This is a genomic window from Winogradskyella rapida (assembly GCF_042675845.1).
GTDB lineage: Bacteria > Bacteroidota > Bacteroidia > Flavobacteriales > Flavobacteriaceae > Winogradskyella > Winogradskyella rapida.
In genome coordinates, this window is the sequence record NZ_JBHTKM010000063.1 from 229,379 (window position 1) to 252,945 (window position 23,567).

General features: G+C 35.6%; 20 protein-coding genes. 15 read left to right on the plus strand and 5 right to left on the minus strand.

Going from position 1 to position 23,567, the window contains the following annotated elements; all coding sequences use genetic code 11:
• Nucleotides 1-112 precede the first annotated feature (112 nt).
• Nucleotides 113-523 carry a Holliday junction resolvase RuvX gene (gene ruvX, locus ACFQ13_RS08525; RefSeq protein WP_386116219.1) on the minus strand — a complete coding sequence of 137 codons (411 nt, stop codon included), beginning with the start codon at nucleotides 521-523 and terminating at the stop codon, nucleotides 113-115.
• 263 nt (nucleotides 524-786) lie between these two features.
• Between ruvX and ACFQ13_RS08530 the strand changes: the two genes are divergently transcribed.
• Both ACFQ13_RS08530 and ACFQ13_RS08535 read left to right on the plus strand, forming a co-directional pair.
• Nucleotides 787-1,602: a 2,3,4,5-tetrahydropyridine-2,6-dicarboxylate N-succinyltransferase gene (locus ACFQ13_RS08530; RefSeq protein WP_386116221.1), complete on the plus strand. Its 816-nt coding sequence runs from the start codon at nucleotides 787-789 to the stop codon at nucleotides 1,600-1,602.
• 83 nt (nucleotides 1,603-1,685) lie between these two features.
• Nucleotides 1,686-2,753 carry a glycosyltransferase family 9 protein gene (locus ACFQ13_RS08535; protein ID WP_386116224.1) on the plus strand — a complete coding sequence of 356 codons (1,068 nt, stop codon included), beginning with the start codon at nucleotides 1,686-1,688 and terminating at the stop codon, nucleotides 2,751-2,753.
• On the opposite strand, the gene ACFQ13_RS08540 is transcribed toward ACFQ13_RS08535, so the two are convergent.
• Together ACFQ13_RS08540 and ACFQ13_RS08545 are read right to left on the minus strand one after the other, a co-directional pair.
• Entirely contained in the window at nucleotides 2,750-3,571 is an 822-nt protein-coding gene (locus tag ACFQ13_RS08540) for a glycosyltransferase family 2 protein (RefSeq protein ID WP_386116226.1), read from the minus strand. The two genes, ACFQ13_RS08535 and ACFQ13_RS08540, sit on opposite strands and share 4 nt — an antisense overlap.
• A gap of 4 nt (nucleotides 3,572-3,575) precedes the next feature.
• The gene (locus ACFQ13_RS08545; RefSeq protein ID WP_386116228.1) at nucleotides 3,576-4,397 is read right to left on the minus strand and encodes a glycosyltransferase family 2 protein; all 822 of its coding nucleotides are present in this window, start codon (nucleotides 4,395-4,397) and stop codon (nucleotides 3,576-3,578) included.
• Between the two features lie 40 nt (nucleotides 4,398-4,437).
• Between ACFQ13_RS08545 and ACFQ13_RS08550 the strand changes: the two genes are divergently transcribed.
• Nucleotides 4,438-5,196 (plus strand): glycosyltransferase family 2 protein, encoded by a 759-nt coding sequence (locus tag ACFQ13_RS08550; RefSeq protein WP_386116230.1) that lies wholly within the window; start codon nucleotides 4,438-4,440, stop codon nucleotides 5,194-5,196.
• Here ACFQ13_RS08550 and ACFQ13_RS08555 read toward each other — a convergent pair.
• The gene (locus ACFQ13_RS08555) at nucleotides 5,193-6,020 is read right to left on the minus strand and encodes a Kdo domain containing protein (protein WP_386116232.1); all 828 of its coding nucleotides are present in this window, start codon (nucleotides 6,018-6,020) and stop codon (nucleotides 5,193-5,195) included. The genes ACFQ13_RS08550 and ACFQ13_RS08555 overlap by 4 nt on opposite strands.
• Before the next feature lie 78 nt (nucleotides 6,021-6,098).
• Between ACFQ13_RS08555 and ACFQ13_RS08560 the strand changes: the two genes are divergently transcribed.
• From ACFQ13_RS08560 to ACFQ13_RS08595, 8 genes are all read left to right on the plus strand, one after another.
• Nucleotides 6,099-6,950 (plus strand): glycosyltransferase, encoded by an 852-nt coding sequence (locus ACFQ13_RS08560; protein ID WP_386116234.1) that lies wholly within the window; start codon nucleotides 6,099-6,101, stop codon nucleotides 6,948-6,950.
• Between the two features lie 57 nt (nucleotides 6,951-7,007).
• Complete coding sequence (locus tag ACFQ13_RS08565) at nucleotides 7,008-8,117, plus strand: glycosyltransferase family 4 protein (protein WP_386116236.1); 1,110 nt, start codon at nucleotides 7,008-7,010, stop codon at nucleotides 8,115-8,117.
• A gap of 2 nt (nucleotides 8,118-8,119) precedes the next feature.
• Nucleotides 8,120-9,094 (plus strand): hypothetical protein, encoded by a 975-nt coding sequence (locus tag ACFQ13_RS08570; RefSeq protein ID WP_386116239.1) that lies wholly within the window; start codon nucleotides 8,120-8,122, stop codon nucleotides 9,092-9,094.
• An 81-nt stretch (nucleotides 9,095-9,175) separates the two neighbouring features.
• Nucleotides 9,176-10,390 carry a UDP-N-acetylglucosamine 4,6-dehydratase gene (locus tag ACFQ13_RS08575; protein ID WP_386116242.1) on the plus strand — a complete coding sequence of 405 codons (1,215 nt, stop codon included), beginning with the start codon at nucleotides 9,176-9,178 and terminating at the stop codon, nucleotides 10,388-10,390.
• Entirely contained in the window at nucleotides 10,391-11,098 is a 708-nt protein-coding gene (locus ACFQ13_RS08580; RefSeq protein ID WP_386116245.1) for a sugar phosphate nucleotidyltransferase, read from the plus strand.
• Between the two features lie 171 nt (nucleotides 11,099-11,269).
• Nucleotides 11,270-12,685: a CCA tRNA nucleotidyltransferase gene (locus tag ACFQ13_RS08585; protein ID WP_386116248.1), complete on the plus strand. Its 1,416-nt coding sequence runs from the start codon at nucleotides 11,270-11,272 to the stop codon at nucleotides 12,683-12,685.
• Nucleotides 12,686-12,716: 31 nt separating this feature from the next.
• The gene (locus ACFQ13_RS08590) at nucleotides 12,717-13,742 is read left to right on the plus strand and encodes a COX15/CtaA family protein (protein ID WP_386116251.1); all 1,026 of its coding nucleotides are present in this window, start codon (nucleotides 12,717-12,719) and stop codon (nucleotides 13,740-13,742) included.
• A 155-nt stretch (nucleotides 13,743-13,897) separates the two neighbouring features.
• Nucleotides 13,898-14,416: an IS1096 element passenger TnpR family protein gene (locus ACFQ13_RS08595; RefSeq protein ID WP_386116254.1), complete on the plus strand. Its 519-nt coding sequence runs from the start codon at nucleotides 13,898-13,900 to the stop codon at nucleotides 14,414-14,416.
• 104 nt (nucleotides 14,417-14,520) lie between these two features.
• Here ACFQ13_RS08595 and ACFQ13_RS08600 read toward each other — a convergent pair whose 3' ends face one another.
• On the minus strand, nucleotides 14,521-15,585 hold the full coding sequence (locus ACFQ13_RS08600; protein ID WP_386116257.1) for a hypothetical protein: 1,065 nt from the start codon (nucleotides 15,583-15,585) through the stop codon (nucleotides 14,521-14,523).
• Between the two features lie 179 nt (nucleotides 15,586-15,764).
• On the opposite strand from ACFQ13_RS08600, the gene ACFQ13_RS08605 reads away from it, so the two are divergent.
• The 4 genes from ACFQ13_RS08605 to ACFQ13_RS08620 all read left to right on the plus strand — a co-directional run bounded on the left by ACFQ13_RS08605 (nucleotide 15,765) and on the right by ACFQ13_RS08620 (nucleotide 23,552).
• Nucleotides 15,765-16,661, plus strand: coding sequence for an ABC transporter ATP-binding protein (locus ACFQ13_RS08605; protein ID WP_386116260.1), 897 nt, complete (start codon nucleotides 15,765-15,767; stop codon nucleotides 16,659-16,661).
• Nucleotides 16,662-16,723: 62 nt separating this feature from the next.
• A complete protein-coding gene (locus ACFQ13_RS08610) occupies nucleotides 16,724-17,548 on the plus strand; it encodes an ABC transporter permease (RefSeq protein WP_114308882.1) in 825 nt (274 codons plus the stop codon).
• Nucleotides 17,549-17,655: 107 nt separating this feature from the next.
• Nucleotides 17,656-21,093 (plus strand): T9SS type B sorting domain-containing protein, encoded by a 3,438-nt coding sequence (locus ACFQ13_RS08615; protein WP_386116263.1) that lies wholly within the window; start codon nucleotides 17,656-17,658, stop codon nucleotides 21,091-21,093.
• The gene (locus tag ACFQ13_RS08620) at nucleotides 21,090-23,552 is read left to right on the plus strand and encodes a T9SS type B sorting domain-containing protein (RefSeq protein ID WP_386116266.1); all 2,463 of its coding nucleotides are present in this window, start codon (nucleotides 21,090-21,092) and stop codon (nucleotides 23,550-23,552) included. The genes ACFQ13_RS08615 and ACFQ13_RS08620 overlap by 4 nt, the downstream gene beginning before the upstream one ends.
• The last annotated feature ends 15 nt before the right edge of the window (nucleotides 23,553-23,567 follow it).

Genomic DNA, 23,567 nt, shown 5'->3' on the forward strand with positions numbered 1-23,567 from the left:
TCTATGCTAATATTTCAAAATTCAAAACACTAAATTCTAAGGCCCTTCTTGTGTTCCTCTAAAGCTTAGCGCTATACCCTTTAATTTGTTCAGGTAGGGTTTCCTCCTATTCTTACAAACTAGAGAGGTAACTTTGAAGAATTAGTGTCGCACTAATTTCATCAACTAGAGCCTTGTTTTTGCGTTGCTTTTTCTTTAAACCACTATCTATCATGGTCTGAAAAGCCATTTTTGAGGTAAAACGTTCATCGACTCTAACGATAGGCATTTCCGGAGCAAGTTTCACCAATTCCTTTAAAAATTTCTGAATATACACTTCACTTTCAGAAGCTGTATTATCCATTTGCTTAGGAAGACCTACTACAATGGTTTCAACATTTTCTGACGCTAAATAAGTTTTAATATACGCTAAAAGCGCTTTAGTCTCTACTGTTGTAAGTCCAGATGCTATAATTTGCATTTCATCTGTAACGGCTAATCCCGTTCGTTTTGTACCGTAATCGATGGCTAAAATTCGTCCCATAAGACAAAGATAAGGCAAACACACAGCTTAACATTAATTTGATTTCAATAAAAAACGCTTTCTGGTGAGAAAGCGTTTTTAAACAATCAATATAACTAATTCGGTAATGTAGTAATCCCCTCAAAAAACTCATTACTGTACTAACTACTCTTAAGACCCCACTTAATTTGAAGGGTCACATATTATTTCATATTTTTTTCATAAAGTATTTTAGCTTCAACCGAGATAGAATTATCTTTGAGCCCTTAAAGACTTTTTATACGATGAAAGAACTACAAACAATAATTGAAAATGCTTGGAATGATCGTTCTCTTTTAACAGAAGACGCTACCATAGATGCGATAAGAAATGTAATAGACCTTATTGACGCCGGAACCTTACGTGTTGCAGAACCAACTGCAGATGGATGGCAAGTTAATGAATGGGTAAAAAAAGCCGTGGTTTTATACTTCCCAATTCAGAAAATGGAAACTTTTGAAGTGGGTGTATTTGAATATCACGATAAAATTCCACTAAAACGTGGTTATGCTGAAAAAGGAATTAGAGTTGTCCCTCATGCGGTTGCAAGACACGGTGCTTATATTTCTTCTGGTACCATATTAATGCCAAGTTATGTGAATATTGGTGCTTATGTAGATGAAGGAACGATGGTCGATACTTGGGCCACTGTTGGAAGCTGCGCACAGATTGGAAAAAATGTTCACTTGTCTGGTGGTGTTGGAATTGGTGGGGTTTTAGAACCTTTACAAGCGGCTCCTGTAATTATTGAAGACGGTGCCTTTATTGGTTCTAGATGTATTGTTGTTGAAGGGGTACGTGTAGAAAAAGAAGCTGTTTTAGGGGCTAATGTTGTATTAACAATGAGTACCAAAATTATTGATGTTACTGGTGATGAGCCTGTTGAAACTAAAGGTGTTGTTCCTGCACGTTCTGTAGTTATTCCTGGTAGTTATACTAAGAAATTTGCGGCTGGTGAATACCAAGTTCCATGTGCTTTAATTATAGGAAAGCGTAAAGAGAGTACGAATAAGAAGACCTCTTTAAATGATGCGTTACGTGAGTATGATGTAGCGGTATAAGCCCTTCCTATTAAAAACGAATTCTAATCCAACTGCAACGTCATCTTATGAGATTTGCAGTTGGATTTTTTTTAACTTAGCGTATGAAAATATTAATTGTTCAGCAAAAAATGATTGGTGATGTGTTGGCTACAAGCATTTTATTTGAAGCCTTAAAACAACGCTACCCGGAATCAGAATTACACTATGTTATTAATACACATACGTTTCCGGTGGTTGAAAACAATCCTTTTATTGATCATTTTCATTTTTTTACGCCAGAGCACGAACAAAGTAAAATTCAGCTTTTAAAATTTGTAAAAGCTTTAAGAACTGAACAATTTGACGTGGTTATCGATGTTTATATTAAATTATCGAGTAAACTGATCACCTTATTCTCTCAGGCTAAAACTAAAATCTCTATCGATAAAGGAAAAAAATCTTTTATCTACACCCATACTTTTAAGAATAAAGATCAGGCCGCTACAAATGCCGGATTAGCCATTGAAAACCGTTTACAGCTTTTAAAACCATTAGACAATGATCCGCTAAAAATTGTAAAACCTAAAATCTATCTTACCGAGGAAGAGAAACTTAAAGCGAAACAATTTTTAGAAACGCATCAGATTACTTTAGATAAGCCTTTATATATGATTGGTGTTTTAGGCAGCGGACCAACTAAAACCTACCCTTTTGAGTATATGGCAAAAGTGATTGATCATCTTGTTGTAGAACAGCCGGAGAGTCAAATTTTATTTAACTACATCCCCAAACAAGAGGCAGAGGCCAAAGCTATTTTAGACTTATGCTCCGCAGAAACTAAAAAACGCATTTATTTTAAGGTCTTTGGAAAAAGCTTAAGAGATTTCCTCGCTATTACGGCTCATTGCGATGCCTTAATTGGCAATGAAGGAGGCGCTATTAATATGGCAAAAGCTTTAAATATCCCCACCTTCACCATCTTTTCTCCATGGATAAAAAAAGAAGCTTGGAATATGTTTGACGACGGAAAAAACCATGTTTCCGTACACCTTAAAGACTATAACGAAGCTCCGTATTCAGAAATTAAACACCCTAAAGTCTTAAAATCTAAAGCGGCTGAGTTGTATTTAGAATTTAAACCTGCTTATTTTGAAGCGGCGTTAAAAACATTTTTAAAACGCTATGATTAGGCTTTTTTAATCCCGTAGTCCGTCCACTTTAGGTTTTCACTTTTTGTCGTGGCTCTTATGGCTAAATTTTTATCGATAGAATCTTGTGTTTTATAACCTCTAGGATGATCTAGATGTAAGCAAACCGCACTATACCTAATTTGCTTAGACTTAATGCCATAATTAAACAAACGCTCTCCTAATTCGCGGTCTTGTCCGCCATATTGCATACGTTCATCAAAACCATTAATCGCTAAGATATCTGCTTTCCAACCTGAGGCATTATGCCCATTCCAACTGGCATTTGTAGGTGTTACTGCATTTAAAATTTGTTCCTTTAAACCAGAAGCCGTGAGTTTATTATTTTTAAAAGAGGCCTTTAATCCCTTAGATTTTAACCAAGCCAATTGAAAACAATCCTGACTTAAAATATCAGCTTTAGTGATGCTTTCTGAAATAGCCATAGGTAGCATAAAATAACCTCCTGATAAAAAATAGCCCTTTTCGCGTTTTGCCATATGCACGGCAACATAATCTGCTCTAGCCATACAATCACCATCACTCATTAAGATATAATCAGCGTTACAAGCTAATATTGCTTTATTCAGAATTTGAGATTTCTGAAAACCATTATCCTCATGCCATACATGATGAATAGGATAACTCACTAAACTTTTCATTTTTTCAATTAAATCGAAAGTAGGCTGTTTAGAGCCATCATCTGCAATCACCATTTCAAAATTCTTGAAGGTTTGCGCTTCATAACTCCACATCACTTTTTCTAGCCATGCTTCGGAATTATAGGTACTTATGATAATTGAAATTTCTGGATTTTGCATGCTTTTATTGTTTAATCCCGTAAGGCGACCATTTCTTTTTTTTACGTTTTGTTTCTGTCCTTATAGCTTCATTTAAAGCTCTTGCTTTATCCGTTTTATAAGGTCTTTCGTGATGCAAATGTACGCAAATAGTACTGTAACGGACTTGTATAAATTTAATCCCGTTATTCATCATGCGCTCGCCCACTTCCCGATCTAAGCCGCCATATTGCATCCGTTCATCAAAACCATTAACGTCTACGATGGCCATTTTATAGCACGAGACATTCATACCATCAAACGTTGCTTTAGTCGGCGTAATCCAATTTAAAATTTGAGATTTTGTTTTAGATCTCGTTAATTTATTCAACTTAAAACTTGAAGGTTGCCCCATTTCGATGAGCCAATCTTTTTCAAAACATTTCTGTTCGGAAATCACAGTGGTATTAATATGACTTGTAATAGAATCTGCCATTTTAAAATAACCGCCAGAAAGGGCACAATGCTTCTGCCTTAAGCGTAAATGGGTTTCCACAAAATCTTTTCGCGCTAAACAATCGCCATCTGTAAAAATGAGATATTCTGAATTTGAAGCAACGATCGCTTTATTCAGAATCCTTGTTTTCTGAAAGCCTTGATCTTCTTGCCAAACGTGACTAATTTTAAGGTTTGAGGTTGAAGCAAACTGCTCTATAACGGCTTTGGTACGTGCATCAGATCCATCATCGGCAATAATAATCTCAAAATTTTGCTCGGTTTGAAGCGTGTAACTATGCAGTACCCAACCCAACCATAAGGGTTTGTTGTAGGTACTAATGATTACCGAGGCTTTTGGATTAGATTGCATAGCACAAAAATACTATTTTTACAGTTGTAAAATCACTACTATGCTTAAACTATCGGGAGTAATAATAACTTTTAATGAGGAAAAGAACATTGAAAAATGTTTAAGCTCCTTGAGCAAAGTTGTGGATGAAATTGTGGTTGTAGATTCGTTTTCAACCGATAACACTAAAGCCATTTGTCAGAAATTCAACGTGCATTTTATAGAGCAAGAATTCCTTGGTTATATTGAGCAGAAAAATTTTGCATTGGCTCAAGCTAAATATGATCACATAGTAGCTTTAGATGGTGATGAAGCTTTATCTGAACCTCTTCAAAAATCAATTTTAGCACTGAAATCTAACTGGGTTTATGAAGGTTATTACGCCAATCGATTAAACAAATTAGGCGAACAATGGATTAAACACACCACCTGGTATCCCGATAAAAAATTACGCATATTTGACAGAAGAAAGTCAAAATGGACCGGGACGAATCCGCACGATAGAATTCGTTTACTCGACGAAACAAAGAAAACCGGATTTTTAAAAGGAGATATTCTGCACACCAATTATCAAACGTATTCTGAGCATAACCAGCAAATTGAAAAATTTACCACTATTGCTGCTGAGGCTTATTTTAAAAAAGGTAAAAAGGCCTCGTTATTCAAAATTATCGTCAACCCTACTTGGGCCTTTTTTCAATCTTATATTCTAAAATTGGGCTTTTTAGACGGTTTTAATGGCTTTTATATTTCTGTACAAACCGCCAATATCCGTTTTTTAAAGTATGCTAAACTGAGAGAACTGCAAAAAAAGGCTTAGCGTTTTTTCTTTCTCCAGAAAAAATATTTTTTCTTAAAAGCTTCTTTCTTCTTAAAACTCGATGAAAACTTTTGTGAAAAGAAATACATTCTTTCTTTCACTTCCGCATGTGGTTTTCCAATAAGCTTCGCATATTCATCACTGATAATGTCTAGCATATAGTCTTTAGGAGACAAACGGGCAAAATTAGCCAAACGCTCATCGTAACTCAAGGTTTTAAAATCCATACGGTTAAGATCCACCAAATAGAATTTGTAGCCCTCCCCTGATTTTGTAATCAAGGTGTTACCTGGAGAATGATCTAAAAAGTGAATTCCACTCTCATGTAAATGGTAGGTAAATTGTGTAAACTGCCTTAAAATGTTATCATAATCCTCGCATTCCGGCTCGTCAATTAATTTCCTAATGGTAAAATCGTAGGCCAATTGTTTACTAATATAGTAGCTACTTCCAAAGGTAAATGCCGATTTAAATTCTACAAAAGCTTCTGGTGTTGGCGTTAAAACTCCGGAATTCAGTAAACGTTGGGCATATAAAAATGACCGCTCTGCTTTACTTTTTCTAAAAAAACGGTACACTATTTTATTCACCAAGTTTGGGACTTTAAACTCCTTAATGTTATAGCGTTCCCCATTAATCGTTACTATTTTTATAACATTTCGGTAGCCATTACCAATCATTTCACCTTGCTGATCAAAGTTATTAATGGTGTGCATTAACTGTTCTTTAGTTAATGATGAATTGTTATGGATTTCCACGGTTACAGACATATCTACAAATAGTAATATTAGACTGCAAAAGTAGGTATTTAATTCTTTGGACAAAAGGTTAAAACGACGGACAATAATTGACAAAAGACTTCCATTTATTTCTGTAAATTTGTCAACAACTAATACCGATCAATGTTTAAACATTACCTCATAACGCGTTTTAATCTCAAGAATAAAAATTGGGACGTTACTAAGAACAACGAATCTTTACTAACTAGAGACTGGATGACGCACAGAATACAGCTTTTTAGCAATTTCTGCTTGCCTTCTGTCGCTAGTCAAACAAACACAAATTTTCAGTGGTTGTTATATTTTGATGCCACTACAGATGCTGATTTTAAAACGGAATTAGAAGCGCTTTTAAAGCCTTACCCGCATTTTAAGGCTTTCTATATTGACGGTATGGAGGCTTTTCACCCTGCTATAAAATCTTATATTTCTGAAGATAGTAAAGACAGTTCGCATATTATAACCTCGCGTATAGATAATGACGACTGTATCCATAAAGACTACATCGCTACAATACAAAAGCAGTTTAAGTCGCAAGATTTTATGGCCATTGATATTCTAAAAGGCTATTCTTTACAAGTGTCACCAGAAATTATGTTAGGAAAAAAGGAACATATCTTTAATCCTTTTATCAGTCTTATTGAAAAAAATGAGACGCCTAAAACGGTTTGGTTTAGCGACCACAATATGTGGAAAAAAGAATCGCGACGCATTGAAATTGCCAATCAACGCTTATGGATGTCTATCATTCATGAAAAAAATAAAGTTAATGAGTTTGACGGCTATGATAAGGTGTCTTGGGATACTATAAAAACAGACTTTATAGTTTCTGACACTATAGACGAAAAAGTATCTAAACACATTATTCCGCATAAGGCTTGGCGATCATTAAGTTTAAAAAACAAACTTTATGTAAACTACGTTTTAATGAGTAAGAAATTAAAAAAAGCCATTGGTCTCTATAAAATTAAATAAGGTTTTAAGCCTTACATTTACATCAATCTAAACAATCACAATCAAATTACCTTTTACATGCGACTAATACAATTCACAGCCTCAAATGGTTGGCGCGGACACGAGCAAAAAATCATTTATTTATACGAAGCTTTTAAAGCAGAGGGTTATGTTGAAGACCAGTGGATTGTATGTCCTATAGATTCTGAATTATACCGTATTGCCACGGATAAAGGCATGCAAGTTATTCCGTTTGAATACAAATCGGAATACAGTTTATCTTACGCCAAAGCGTTTAAAAAACTAGCCAAAGAAAAGAAAGCCAGTGTTGTTTTTATTCATAGTAGTAAAGCCCACACTTTAGCGGTTTTATCGCATTTTATTTATCGGATGAAAGTACCGTTAGTGCTTTGCAGAACGCTTATAAAACGTGTAGACACTAACTTTTTTAGAAAGTGGAAATACAACTACAAAGGCATTAAAAAAATTATATGTGTATCGCAACCTGTTGTAGAATCTTTAAAATTTGCCGTAAAAGACCACAGTAGATTTACCGTTATAGGCAGTGTTACGGATATTAATAAATTTAAGAAACAAGAAGCTACAGGTCTACTGCATAAGGAATTTAATATTCCTGAAGACTATAAATTAATAGGAAATATTGCTGAATTTACAGGCTTTAAAGACCATTATACTTGGGTAGATACGGTTGCTATTTTAGTAAAAGAAAATAAGTTTAAAGCCAAATATATTCTTGTTGGTAAGGGCAGTATGGAACAAGACATTCGCAATTATGTGGAAGAAAAAGGCCTTACAGAACACATTATCTTTACCGGTTTTAGACGTGATGTTCCTGAACTCTTACCCGAATTAGATTTATTTCTTTTTACCTCTAATAACGAACCCACAGGTGGTGTACTCTTAGAATCTTACGCTTGTAAAGTTCCTATTGTCGCTGCTGATGCTGGTGGTATTTCTGAAGTTGTGGTTAATGGAGAAACCGGACTTTTAGCAGAAGTTGGAAATGCTTCAGATTTTGCTAAAAAGGTAAACTTGTTGATGAGCGATGAAGAGCTTCAAGAAAAATTTACCCGCAATGGCTACCAATACCTTTTAGATCATTTTACAAAATCGGTTATAGCTAAAAAGATGTTTGATGAACTCGCTAAGCATGAACTTAAACATTAATTATGACTAAAAAAAAATCTAAAAAAATTCTATTCATAACTTTTGACTTAAGTGGTTATTACGATTGTATTTTAGACGAATTAAAAATGCAATATACCGACGTTGATTTTTATAATTTAGCAGATTACAAAAACGTCCCCTATGTTAATTTGAATCAAAGATTGAAATCTTTTTATTACAAAAAGGTCAAAAAATTAAAACTTAAAAACTTTTACAAATACAACCCTATAATTCAGGAAATTGCTAATAAAAAATATGATCTTACGCTAATTGTTAGACCTGATTTATTTTTTGATAGTCAATTAAAAGTTTTAAGAAAAAATAGCACTATTCTATTAGCATATTACCACGATTCTATTAATAATATCTCTCGAAAAAAAGATGTTATTCATTTTTTTGACAAAGTGTATTCTTATGAAAAGATAGACGTTAAAAATTACGACTTAAATTTCATTCCTAACTTCATTTACATAAAGAAAACCGATAAAAAAAAGAACATTACAAAGCCTTCTTTTTTCACTATTATATCAAAAGATTATAGATTTAACAGCTTACTGAAAGTAGCTTCCTATTTAAAAAACAAAAATTACGATTATAAATTTTTAGTACATTCTAATAAAAAGCAACCCGCTAATGACATTATCGATTTTATTCAGGAACGGAAAAATAATGATCAAGTATTAGAATATATTAATCAACATAGTATCATTGTAGATATTCATAAATTTAACATTCAAGACGGACTTACTTTTAGAGTATTTGAAAGTATTTTTCTTGAAAAAAAATTGATCACTTCCAATTCTGATATTAAAAATTACGATTTCTATAATCCTAATAATATATTTATTATTGAAGATTTTGACGCAATAGATATTCCGGAAACCTTTATTTCGTCACCTTATGAAAAAATACCAAATAAAATTTATCATAAATATCATTATTCCTATTGGCTTAAAACCATTCTAGGAACATTTTAAAACAATACAGACATATCTTATCTTTACACTGCTATAAATTCCATTGTTCTATTTTAACAAAACCGAGGCTTCAACAACTTTATGAATTATAATCAAGCCAACAAAAGCAATATCTTAAACCTCATCGGAAGAGATAAGGCGTTGTTTAAAACGGACCTGGCCACTTACCAAGAAGAATTACACCGTATAATTTCTAAGTCTAGATTCCTTGTCCTTGGCGGTGCAGGAACCATAGGACAAGCCGTGGTAAAAGCGCTTTTTGAAGGACAAGCCCAAAAACTTCACGTTGTAGATCTTAGTGAAAATAATTTGGTAGAATTGGTTAGAGATCTAAGAAGTTCTTTTGGATATATAGATGGTGATTTTAAAACCTATGCTTTAGATATTGGCTCTATAGCTTATGATGCTTTTATTGCTTCAGATGGTAATTACGACTATGTTCTTAACCTAGCAGCCTTAAAACATGTGCGTAGTGAGGAAGATCCGTTTACCTTAATGCGCATGCTCGAGGTGAATATTGTAAACACTGTAAAAACCATTGACCAATCCATTGCACATGGCGTAAAAAAATATTTTTCGGTTTCCACGGATAAGGCTACAGCCCCTATTAATATGATGGGAGCCTCAAAACGTATTATGGAACTGTTTTTAGTTGAAAAAAGTAAAGCCATTAACATTTCTACCGCACGTTTTGCTAATGTTGCCTTTTCTGATGGCTCTTTACTCCACGGTTTTGAACAACGTATAAAGAAACAGCAACCTCTAGTGGCACCCAACGATGTACAACGCTATTTTATTAGCCCGGAAGAATCGGGGCAACTCTGTTTAATGTCTTGTCTTCTCGGCGACCAGAATGAGTTGTTCCTTCCGCAATTACACCAGCATTTAAAGCTTACGCGCTTCTCTGATATTGCCGTTAACTACATAAAGCATTTAGGATATATACCTTATTTATGTCATAACGAAGACGAAGCGAGAACCTTAGCCAAAACCTTACCAGCATCAGGCCAATGGCCGTATTTGCTAACAAAAAGCAATACCACAGGCGAAAAAGCCGAAGAAGCCTTTTTTACAGCTCAAGAAACTCTAGACTTAGAACGCTTTACCTCCATTGGCGTTATCAAACAAAAATCGGAAGACAACTTGTCAAGTCAGCTACAAGATTTCACAGAAAGCCTACAACAACTTAAAGCCACTAAATCGTGGACAAAGCCCGATTTAATCGCTTTAGTCCATAAAATTTTACCGAACTTTAACCACGAGGAAAAAGGAACCTATTTAGATCATAAAATGTAAATGACAAATCCTAAAGTGAATGCGGTAATCATGGCTGGTGGAAAAGGAGAACGCTTGTTACCCCTTACAAAACAGACACCCAAACCCTTATTACAAGTCGGTAACAAAGCCATCATTGAATACAATATAGAACTGCTTGCCGCTTTAGGCATTAAGCAAATTCATATCTCCATCAATTATTTAGGCGAAAAAATTATGGAGCATCTTAAAGCTTATCCCCAAAAGGACCTTGATTTTAAATATATTAAAGAATCTAAGGCTTTAGGCACCATTGGAGCGTTACAGTTAAAAAATAGTTTTCAACACGACTATATCGTAGTCATGAATGCTGATCTTCTTACCAACGTAGACCTCAACACTATTATTAAGGGGTTTAGTCAAAGTAATGACGACGCGCTTATTGTTACAATTCCTTACGAAGTAAAAGTACCTCATGGCGTGGTTGAAACTAAGGGCAAGTATGTGGCCACTCTTAAAGAAAAACCCTCTTACACTCACTATTCCAACGCCGGCATCTATATCTTTAAAAAGGACTGCTTAAATTATATTCCAGAAAATCAATTTTTCAATGCCACGGACCTTATCAATACGCTATTAGATAAGGGCAAAAAAATTATCAATTATCCGGTGTCCTCATTTTGGTTAGATATTGGTACACCTCAAGATTACCAAAAGGCTCAAGAGGCAATTACGGAGCTTAATCTCTAAAAGTTTCAAATTTGAAATCTCACGTCTTCTACTTCAAAATAGATTTAATAAAGAAACATTAAAAAGGGACTTATTCATTTTAAAAGAATGCCTTGGTGTCGTATCTTTGCACAGCTAAAATTACAGTAACTTTTCATTATATTTTAAAGGGGCTGGATGTTCAATTACCTTATGAATCATAAACAAGCATTAAAACACCCTATATTTCAATATATCACTCAATCTTCTAAAGAATTACAGATAGACAGCTACGTTATTGGTGGCTTTGTACGCGACTATCTTTTAGAACGTGGTGATGCTAAAGACATTGATGTTGTTGCCGTTGGAAGTGGCATTGAACTTGCAAAACAAGTGGCCAAAAACCTACCAACACAACCTAAAATTCAGGTTTTTAAAACCTACGGAACAGCGATGTTACGTTACGACGATATTGAAATTGAATTTGTTGGTGCCCGTAAAGAAAGTTACACAGAAGACAGTAGAAATCCTATTGTTGAAAATGGGACACTTGAAGACGATCAAAATCGACGCGACTTTACCATAAACGCCTTAGCCCTAAGCTTGACTGAAGATAGCTTTGGAGAACTTTTAGATCCGTTTAATGGATTAGACGATTTAGATAAGGGGATTATTAGAACACCTTTAAATCCTGATATCACATATAGCGACGATCCGTTGCGTATGATGCGTGCTATCCGTTTTGCCACCCAACTCAACTTTAAAATTGAAGCGACTTCTCTTAAAGCCATTACGGAAAACAAAGACCGTATAAAAATCATTACTAAAGAACGTATTGTTGTAGAACTTCATAAAATCCTAGAAAGCAAAATGCCTTCTATTGGTTTTATACATTTAGAACAAACCGGACTTTTACAATACATCTTACCTGAGTTAACCGCGCTAAAAGGTATTGACGAAATTGAAGGTCAACGCCATAAAGATAATTTTTACCACACCTTAGAGGTCGTCGATAATATTGCGAGAACCACCGATAACCTTTGGTTACGTTGGGCCGCTTTATTACACGACATAGGAAAAGCCCCAACGAAAAAATTTCATAAAAAAATAGGCTGGACTTTTCACGCTCATGAATTTGTAGGCTCTAAAATGGTGTATAAACTTTTTAAGCGTTTAAAAATGCCACTGAATGATAAGATGAAATTTGTTCAGAAAATGGTCTTTATGAGTTCTAGACCTATTGTGTTGGCCTCTGAAGTTACGGACTCTGCCGTACGACGTTTGGTTTTTGATGCCGGTGACCATGTGGAAGATTTGATGACCCTTTGTGAAGCAGACATTACCACCAAGAACCCAAAGAAATTTAAAAAGTACCATAATAATTTTCAAAAAGTACGAGATAAAATTGTTGAAGTTGAAGCGCGTGATCACGTTAGAAATTTCCAACCTCCTGTATCTGGCGAAGAAATTATGGCCACCTTCAACCTAAAACCTTCTCGAGAAATTGGTATGATTAAAGAAGCCATAAAAGAAGCGATTTTAGAAGGTGAAATTCCTAATGAATATGAGGCCGCCTTTACCTTAATGCTAAAAAAAGGAAAAGATTTAGGGCTTGAAGCAATAAAGTAGTTCGTAGTTAAAAAAAATAAGTTTTGTAGTTATGGTACATCAAACAAAAGAAAATAAGGCCGTTATTTATTGGTTACTCACCGGTTGTGCTCTCATTTTTATTATGGTTATTGTTGGGGGGATTACCAGACTCACGCATTCGGGCTTATCCATTTCTAATTATAAATTAATTTCTGGGACCATTCCACCGATGAACGAAACAGAATGGCATGAAGCTTTTGAACTTTATAAACAATATCCCGAATATCAAAAACTGCACAATCACTTTGGTTTAGAGGAATTTAAAGACATCTATTTTTGGGAGTGGATCCATAGAGTTATTGGGCGTTTTATCGGTTTGGTCTTTATTGTCCCGTTCCTTTATTTCCTTGTTAGAAAAAGGCTTTCAACAGCAACGATAAAAAAATCAATCATTCTGCTTTTACTCGGTGGATTTCAAGGTTTTTTAGGATGGTATATGGTAAAATCGGGATTAGTTGATGAACCTAATGTCAGTCATTTTAGATTAGCCGCGCATTTAACCACGGCGTTTCTAACCTTTGCCTATACGTTTTGGGTGGCTTTAGATCTTATGTTTCCAAAGAAAAAACATGTAAATAAGCCTTTAAGAAATTTTATTAGAATAGGCCTTGTTGTGCTTATTCTTCAAATTATATATGGCGCCTTTGTCGCAGGTTTAGACGCGGGATGGATCCATAATCATTGGCCGATGATGAGCGATGGAAAATGGATACATGAAACCGTTTTTATAGAACAAAATCCCGTATATCTTAATTTTTTAGAAGGTAAAAGTGGTGTACAATTTGTACACAGAACCCTCGCTTATGTGGTGGTCATTTTTATCCTAGCCATTTATTATAAAGCTAAAAAAACAGATCTTACACCTTACCAAAATAAAGGGGTCAACCTTCTTTTAACGATGGTCGGTGTGCAATTTGCATTAGGCGTAGCCACCTTACTTTTAGCCGTACCTGTTTGGTTAGGCGTTTTACACCAAGTAGGCGCTTTTATCTTATTAAGTGCAATGACGTTTACACTGCACCGTTTCAGCAAATAAGCCCTTTTTTATAACGCTCTAGAAACTTATACAAGCAACTTAAAATCCAGCATTTATTCTGCAAAAAAAAGACGCGTTAAGCTTTTATATATTTGAAATTAAGTTCTTGGAAATTGGACATTAGAAACCTTACCTTTGCAGCATAATTTTTCAATATGATTTACAGATTTAGAATTATACTAGATAACGATACCGAAGATGATGTTTTCCGTGACATAGAAATCCGCGAAAACAATACGATGGAAGACTTACACAATGTCATCACACAATCTTTTGGGTTTGACGGTATGGAAATGGCCTCTTTTTACATTAGCGATGAGCAATGGAATCAAGGTGAAGAAATCGCTATGATGGACATGAGCGAAAACGGAAATACGGTGAGAATGATGAATGAGACTGTTATAAACACAGTAGCGCATGAAGCCTCTACCCGATTAATTTACGTTTACGATTTTATGAATATGTGGACGTTCTACGTAGAATTAGGTGAAATTGTAGAAGAAGCAGAAGGTACGGATTATCCTAACCTAATGTTTGTACATGGTCAGATCCCTGATGAAGCGCCAGAGAAAACCTTTGAAGCAGAGCAAGAGGAAGATCTTTTTAACGAGTTTGAAGACGATTTAGATATCGATGATTATAGCGACTTAGATTTCGACGAAAATTGGAATTAAGCCTTGCACGTTAAGAATCAGATGTCTTTCTCAAGAAAAGACAAAAAAAGAAGCATCTCACCGATGCTTCTTTTTTTTATTCAAAATATATTAAGTTTCTACACTTATTGGAATCGTTTTAAACTGACATCTTCATAATTACGCTTCACAAAATCAAGAGCATTCTTAAGAATTTCGCCCATGTTTTTACTCTTTCTAAAGTTTAAATCCATGGTATAATTGTAAATATCTTCCTTTAGGCGTTCAATATGAGCTGGCGTAGAGATAACATCAGCCTCCATACAGTCTAATAATTTATTTAAACGTGAGTGGTAACTAATCATTCGTTTGGCCACAATAGAACGTTCTTCAATTTTATACTGATCTATAGATTCGTTCTGTATTTTCTCGCGTACCAGCGCCACCATTTTATTATTCTCCTTAAAAAATTGAGGTCTATAAATTTTTAGATTGCCTTCAAAAGATTGCTGATCAAAATCAATAGCTCTAATCTTAAAATTAACGTGATCAAAATCGTGCGTAGGCACAAACACATAATTATAAGAACGCATATCACCAAGCAAGCGGATTAAGCACCTTTCATTAAATTTCACAAACTCTTTTGCGATTTGTGATTTTTCAGCAGAACTACATTCAGGCAGCATGGTTTTAATAAATTCATCGCCCGGAATTCCCGTAATATGCTCTTCAATTAAGGTATCCTTACAAACTAAAAAGTTAATCTGATAAGGCGATAACATTTGCTCCAATTCTAAACCATATACCCTTGACGCATCCGCCGATTTTACATAAAAATGGGTAAAGTTATCATTAAGAATATTTCTAACTTTTATTCTGAAAGGCTTTGAGTTACCAAACGTACAGAAATCAATAGCATCCACACTGAGGTATTTTAAAATACTGGTTCCACCATCAGAAATTAAGCTAGAATACACCTGTTTTAAACTTCGGTCAATTTCTTCACGTTCAAAATCATTATAGTAAACACGCACCCAAAGCGTATCCTCATCATTTTTATCATACACCACTACAGAGCCTTGAAAGCGCAACAAATCAGAATAAAAAATGGGTAAATCTATATTACGGTTATAATTAGACAAATACGCATCCAATTTTTCAGAAATACTGTATGTGGGTTTCTTTTTAGAGATTTTTAAATCCTGACTCATTCGTTACATTTAAAATTTTTAATCACTGAGACCTTCATAGTATAAAGCCTTTCTTCGCGCTATGTTGCATTAGAATTTAGGGTCTCAGTTGATTTTAAATCATTTCTTCTAAAAATAATTTAATTGTAACAAAAATAAGAATCAATCGTCTTATTTTTAACTAATCAATCCTTATACTTTTGGAAGCAATCCTTACTATCAATAATCTGACTAAAAAATTTGGCTATCTCACCGCCGTAAAAAACCTCAGTTTTACTATTAACAAAGGCAACGTCTATGGCATATTAGGCCCTAACGGAAGTGGAAAATCAACAACCTTAGGTATTGTTTTAAACGTTGTTAACAAAACGCAAGGTGATTTTCATTGGTTTGACGGAACCATTTCTACCCACGATGCCCTTAAAAAAGTAGGTGCTATTATAGAGCGTCCTAATTTTTACCCGTACATGACGGCGGAACAAAATTTAAAACTGGTTTGCCGTATTAAAGGTGTAGATTATGCCAAGATAGACGAGAAATTAGAGATTGTAGGGTTATTAGATCGTAAAACCCATAAGTTTAGAACGTATTCTCTAGGAATGAAACAGCGCTTAGCCATTGCTTCTGCTCTATTAAATGATCCTGAAATTTTAATTTTAGATGAACCTACCAACGGATTAGACCCGCAAGGGATTCATCAAATACGTCAAATAATAAAAAACATTGCTGCTAACGGAACCACAATCTTGTTGGCCTCGCACCTCTTAGATGAAGTTGAAAAAGTCTGTACCCATGTGGTGGTTTTACGGAAGGGTGAAAAACTATATTCGGGCCGTGTTGATGAAATGATTAACAGTCATGGATTCTTTGAATTAAAAGCCGATAAACATGAAGAACTTCTACGTGTTTTAGAAGCGCATAACACCATTGATAAGGTTAAAGTTGAAGGCGAATTAATTACAGCATTCTTAAATGCTCCGATGTCGGCTTCAGAATTTAACCAATTTATGTTCAACCAAAACATTTTACTTTCACACCTTGTAAAACGTAAAGAAAGTTTAGAAGAACAGTTCCTTCAATTGACCGATCACCAATAAATTCATCACAAAAAAAACGAATCGCTTTCCTCTTCCCGAGGGACATGTAAAACGCCTCCTTTATGTTACGACTTATTCAACTTGAATTACAAAAACTTTGGCTCAATAAAGCCAGTAGAGTTTTAATCATTATATCTTTTATACTTCCGTTTACCGTTTTAATTTTATCGTCTATAAAGATCAACTTTTTTGGATTCTTTACCTTAGAACTGGGCGAACTTGGTATTTTTAATTTCCCTATCATTTGGCATATAACTACATTTTTTGCCGCACAATTTAAATTTTTCTTTGCCATAGTTGTGGTTAGTATGATTGGAAATGAATACAGTAACAAGACCTTAAAACAAAATCTTATTGATGGCTTAAGTAAAAAAGAGTTTATTCTCTCTAAATTTTACACCATCGTTTTCTTTTCATTATGTGCCACCATATTAATCGGATTGGCCACATTTTTTATAGGAATGTATTATTCAAGCTATACCGAAGCAGCCATCATTTTTAGAGAAGTTGATTTCCTTTTAGCCTATTTTGTAAAACTTGTTGGGTTCTTTAGTTTGTGTCTTTTCCTTGGTATGTTAGTAAAACGTTCAGCCTTTGCCTTAGGCTTCCTTTTTATATTATTTATTTCAGAATCTATTATTTACGGTTTAATGAAGTGGAGAATTGACGGAGAGATCGCAGATAAAATTCATAATTTCTTTCCGCTGCAGTCCATGTGGAATTTGATAAACCAGCCCATACAACGTATTGTAATGACAAAATTCCCTGACAAAGTGGATATGGCTTATGACTATGCCCTGCACGGTTATGAAGTGGCTATTGTTTTAGGTTGGACGGCAATTTTTGTCTTATTATCTTATCAATTATTGAAAAAGAGAGATTTATAAGCCTAGTAAAACCACGGTGTTTTATGTATTATTTAAAATTTTAAGACTTTTTTTAAATTCTAGTTTTTATATTGTGGCTTACTGTGTATTTTACACATAGCGCTCTAATGAAAAAGATCTATTTAGTATTACTTTTACTCGTTTGTAACACGCCTTTCTATGCCCAAAATGAAGCTTCGTTTTGGTATTTTGGAAACAAGGCAGGACTGCGTTTTGATGCCCAATCGGGGAATGTAAATGCTATTACCAATGGGCAAATTAATACCTTAGAAGGATGTACGTCTATTTCTGACGCTAACGGGAGCTTACTCTTTTATTCTGATGGACGTACCGTTTGGAATAGAAATCACCAAATAATGCCTAATGCCGATTACTTTGGAGGCACCGGCTTGTTAGGAGATCCTTCTAGTACCTCATCAGGACTGATTGTCCCTAAACCCGAGGATCCTGATAAATATTATATTTTCACGGTAGATGAACCGCATCAAAATAATGCCAGCGCCTACCCAAATCAGTTCACAGGAACTTATGTGGAAGGCGGCAGTATTCCGCAAGATGATGACGGCTATAATAATGGTTTTAACTATACCTTAATAGACATGAGTCTCAATGGAGGATTGGGAGGAGTTGATGTTTCAGAAAAAAACAGACCTTTAGTAACCTACGATCCTGACGTTCCTTTAGAAATTCAGTTTAAATGTTCTGAGAAAATTACCGCGGTTCGTGCAGAAGACTGTACTTCCTTTTGGGTACTTACCCATTTTGGGGCCAAGTTTTACGCCTTTAAAATTGATGCCAATGGCGTTCAAACCACACCCGTAATCTCAGAGGTAGGCCCTTATATTCCTATTGAAGGTTACCGTCGTAACTCGCTAGGCTATATTAAAACATCACCCGATGCCTCAAAACTTGTAGCTGCAAATTTTGGTATGGCTACGCTTACAGGAGGCAATGCAAGTGGTAATGTGTTCTTGTATGATTTTAATAACGAAACCGGAACCGTTTCTAACCCCTTAGAACTCTATAGCGCCACAAACGGGAACAGTCCTTACGGTGTGGAATTCTCTGCTGAAACTAAAAAAGTTTATGCCACGATCAGTGAAGGTATTTCTGGATCTGGCACAAGCCATGTGATACAATGGGACTTAGAAAGTTTAGACATTCCAGGCTCGCAACAAATTATTCATTCTTCAAACGATGTTTCGGCAGGCGCTTTACAACTTGGTATTGATCGCCGAATTTATAGAGCTCAGTTAAGTTATAACGGTAACCCTACAATTTCAAAATACTTAGGAATTATAGAAAATCCTGAAGCTAATGGTTTAGCCGCTACTTATAACGAACAAGGTATCTTTTTAGATCTTAATGGTGCCAACCAAAATACGAGTCGTATTGGATTGCCACCGTTTATTCAATCTTTATTTAATTCTCAAACAGACATCATTAGAAATGGATTGAGTACGACCGAATTAAAATTATGCACTAACGACAGCTACACTCTACAAGCCGATGAGTTTGTAGGTGCCGATTATGTGTGGTCTTTAGACGGCGTACCTCTAGCAGAAACCTCGTCGCAATTAGTTGCAGACACTCCTGGTTTTTATGAGGTTTATATAGAACCTAATAATGGAGAGTGTCCTATTGAAGGGAGTGCCGTTGTGGGTGTTTTTGACATTCCTGTCGCACATCCGCTTTCTGATGTGGTGATTTGCCAAACGGATGAAACATCTACTTATAGTAGTTTCGATTTTAGCGATCAAAATTCAGAAGTCTTATTAACCCAAGCGCCAGAAAACCATAACGTCAATTATTTTGAAACCTTAGACGACGCCAATGCTAATACCAACCCGATTAGTTTTCCTTTTACCAACTTAAGTAGTCCACAAACTATTTATGTACGCGTAGATAATATCGAAAACCCTAATTGTTTCGCCATCAATACCTTTGACATCGAAGTGTTTAAAACAGCACAAATTATGAGCTTAAATGATATTGCTTTTTGTGATGACGAAGGAGATGTTAGAGATGGTATTGCTACTGTAAATCTAGAGACTCTTATTCCTGAAATTATAGGAACGCAAACAGAAAACGAAGTGGCAGTCAGCTTTCATCTCACCCAAAATGAGGCCGACCAAAACACCAATAGTTTACCGTTAAATTATACCAATAGCACCGCTTTTAATGAAACGCTCTTTGTAAGAATTGAAAATAGCAACAATACAGCATGTTATACAACGGACAGTTTTAATCTCGAGATAGCACCCATTCCCGTAGCTAATGCCATTACCATTTTACAATGCGATGAAGATGGTATTCCTGAAGGCTTCACCTTATTCAACTTAACCAATTACTATGATGCTATTAGTGATAGCCCCTTAGAGCACGAAATCACCTTTTACACGTCACAGAATGATGCCGAACTTGAAATTAATGCTGTTGAAGGGAGCGCGTTTGAAAATTACGCCAACCCACAAACGCTTCACACAAGAGTAAATCATCTCGATTCGGGATGTTATAATTTGAGTACCCTAACTTTAGAAGTGAGTATAACAGATTCCAATAATGCTAGTTTGCTGTTATGTGATACGGATGGTTCAGAAGATGGAATGACCACGTTTAATTTAACAGAAGCTAATCCTCTTATTTTGGCGAATTCACCGTCTGATTTAGAGATCACTTATTACGAAACCTATACAGACGCTTTACTTGAAACCTCCCCTTTAGTCTCAGATTACACAAATTCCATTCCCTATGCGCAAACTATTTTTGGTCGTGTAGAAAATGCAAATGCTTGTTTTGGAATCAGCGAAATAGCACTTACCGTTGTCGCCTTACCCCAACTTGAAACAGAGACTGAAGCTTATTATTGTACAAACAACAACGCTGACGTATTAACCATTAATGGTGGGATCACTGAAGAGGATTCAAGCAATTATTACTACGAATGGTCTACTGGGGCAACAACTTCAGAAATTGAGATTGATAGTCCAGGGACTTATAGCGTTCGCGTAAGCAACACACAAGGCTGTTTTAAAGACCGAACCATTACCGTTTTACCTTCAAACCCGGCAACGATAACCCATTTTGAGGTTACAGACGCCACAGAAAATAATGCTATTACCGTTTTTGTTACGGGCATGGGTAATTATGAATATGCCTTAGGTTCTAGTAGTGGCCCTTATCAAGACGACGCAACGTTTCAAGACCTGCTGCCAGGCTTATACACGGTATTTATCCGCGATAAAAATAACTGTGGTATTACTGAAGCGGAGGTTTCGGTTATTGGATTTCCAAAGTTTTTTACCCCCAATAATGACGATGTCAATGATTATTGGCAAGTTTCTGGCATCAGCCCTAATACTCAAGCAAATTCATCTGTATTTATTTTTGATAAATATGGAAAACTTATAACAGAACTAAACCCATTAAGCCCAGGCTGGGATGGTACTTTTAACGGAAAAAATATGCCCACTAGTGACTACTGGTTTAAAGTCACTTTAGAAGACGGCCGAACTTACACCAATCATTTCACATTAAAACGATGACAAACACCACTGCGATTAACAAAAAAATTACCCTTTTTCTTTTTTATCTTTTAGGTCTTACTACTGTATTTGCTCAAGAACCTAACGATTGCCAAAATGCAGTTACCGTATGTGGAAACTCTAATTTTAGTCTTAATGTTAATGGTGTTGGCGTACAAGAACTCAACGGATCTAACACCTGCTCTAGCCAAGAAAACAACAGTATTTGGTTAGAAGTAAATATTGCCGAAGCCGGAACACTAGCTTTTACTTTAACCCCGAGCAGCTCTAGCATTAATGAAGATTATGATTTTTTTATTTTCGGCCCTAATGTCAGTTGTGGTAATATTGGTCAGGCCATTAGATGTTCTACCACAAACCCATCCGCCGCTAACCAAGGTAATAATCTTACAGGCTTAAACAGTACATCTAACGAAACTTTTGAAGGGCCTGGTGCCTCAGGTGATAGTTTTGTAAGCGCTATTGATGCTGCTGCCGGAGATAGTTATTTTATTGTTATTGATAGACCTATTGGGAATAGTCCGTTTTCTTTACAATGGACGGGGACAGCAACCTTTCCTGAAGAACCTTCGAACCCCTTAACCACTAGTGAAATCTCTTCAAGTCTTCCGGTAATGGATGTTTGTGACGATTTAGCGCCTTATGATGATAACATAAGAACTTTTGATTTTACAACACTGACTCAAGATATCATTAATGGAGAATCTGATGTTGTTGTTTCGTATCACGCTTCAGAAAGTGATGCCAATATTAACATCAATCCTTTAGGTGAAATTTATAACAACAGCACTAGTATTGAAACCATTTATATTAGAGTTGAAAATACGACAACCAACTGTTTTATCATTAACGATTTAGTTATTCGTGTTACTGCACTAACCGATTTTAATCAGCCTTCTGATTATGAAATTTGTGATGACGATTCCGATGGCGATAACCAAAACGGCCAAGCAACCTTTGACTTCAACACAAAAACTCAAGAAATTACCCAAGATTATACGGATAACAACTATGAAGTCAGTTATTATCTCAGTCAAGCAGATGCCGAAGCCACCACGAATCCTTTACCTTTAAGCTATACCAATACAGCCCCAACACCTACCGAAATCTTTGTCCGTATTGAAGATCAAGACCAAGGATGTATTGGCTTTACGTCTTTTAATATTAATGTGGCTCCATTACCGCTTGCTAATAATGTTACGCTTATTCAATGTGATGAGGATGGAATTCCTGAAGGTTTCACGCGCTTTAATCTTACAGAAGCAGAGGACGACATTACAGGAGCAGATCCTGATACCGAAATCAGCTATTACCTCTCAAGGGAAGATTCTGAAAACCAAAACAATGCTATTGACGGAAATGACTTTCAGAATTTTTTAAATCCACAAATTATCTATACCAGAATCACTAATAACATTACCACTTGCGTTAATTATAGTGAAGTACGCCTAGAAGTTAGTACCACCTCTGCCAATGATGCAATTATGCAACAATGTGATACCGACGGTACTGAAGATGGCTTTATGGCTTTTGATCTTACCGAAGTAGAAGACACTATTTTAGTGGGTCCTGCAACAGGCCTTAGCCTCAATTATTACGAAACGTACGAAGACGCCTTGTTAGAAGTGAATCCCTTAGCCACTACGTTTACCAACACGGTGCCTTACCTTCAAACCATTTATGGGCGCGTTGAAAATGCCAATGCCTGCTACGGAATAAGTGAAATTACGCTTGAAGTTTTTCAACTTCCTCAGCTCGAAACAGAATTTGAAACACAATATTGTTTAAATCTTTTTCCTGAAACGATGACCTTAGATGGCGGCATCATTAATGATCTTCCTAATAATTATTATTACTTATGGTCTACAGGAGAAACCACCTCTACCATAGAAATAGATGCAGCAGGGACCTATACCGTAAGAGTTACCAATACCAATGGGTGTTATAAAGATCGTACCATAACTGTAGTGCCGTCTAATATTGCAACGGTTACAAATATTGAAGTTGTAGATGCAACACAAAACAACAGCATTTCAATTTTAGTCAGTGGTGAAGGTGATTACGAATACGCTCTTGATGATGAAAATGGTCCTTATCAAGATTCTAATACTTTTGTTGATGTAGCACCAGGGCTTTACACGGTTTATATCAGAGATAAAAATGAATGTGGTATTACTGAAGAATTGGTCTCTGTAATCGGGTTCCCTAAGTTTTTTACACCCAATAGCGATGATCAAAATGATTTTTGGCAAGTTGATGGCATCTCGGCCTTGTTTCAGGCGGAATCGTCTATTTTAATTTTTGATCGCTATGGAAAATTATTAAAAGAACTCGATCCTTTGAGCGTGGGTTGGGACGGGACGTTCCATGGTAAAGCACTTCCTAATAGCGATTATTGGTTTAAAGTAAAATTACAAGATGGACGAACTTTTACTGGACATTTTGGATTAAAACGCTAACTTAACAATCTATAA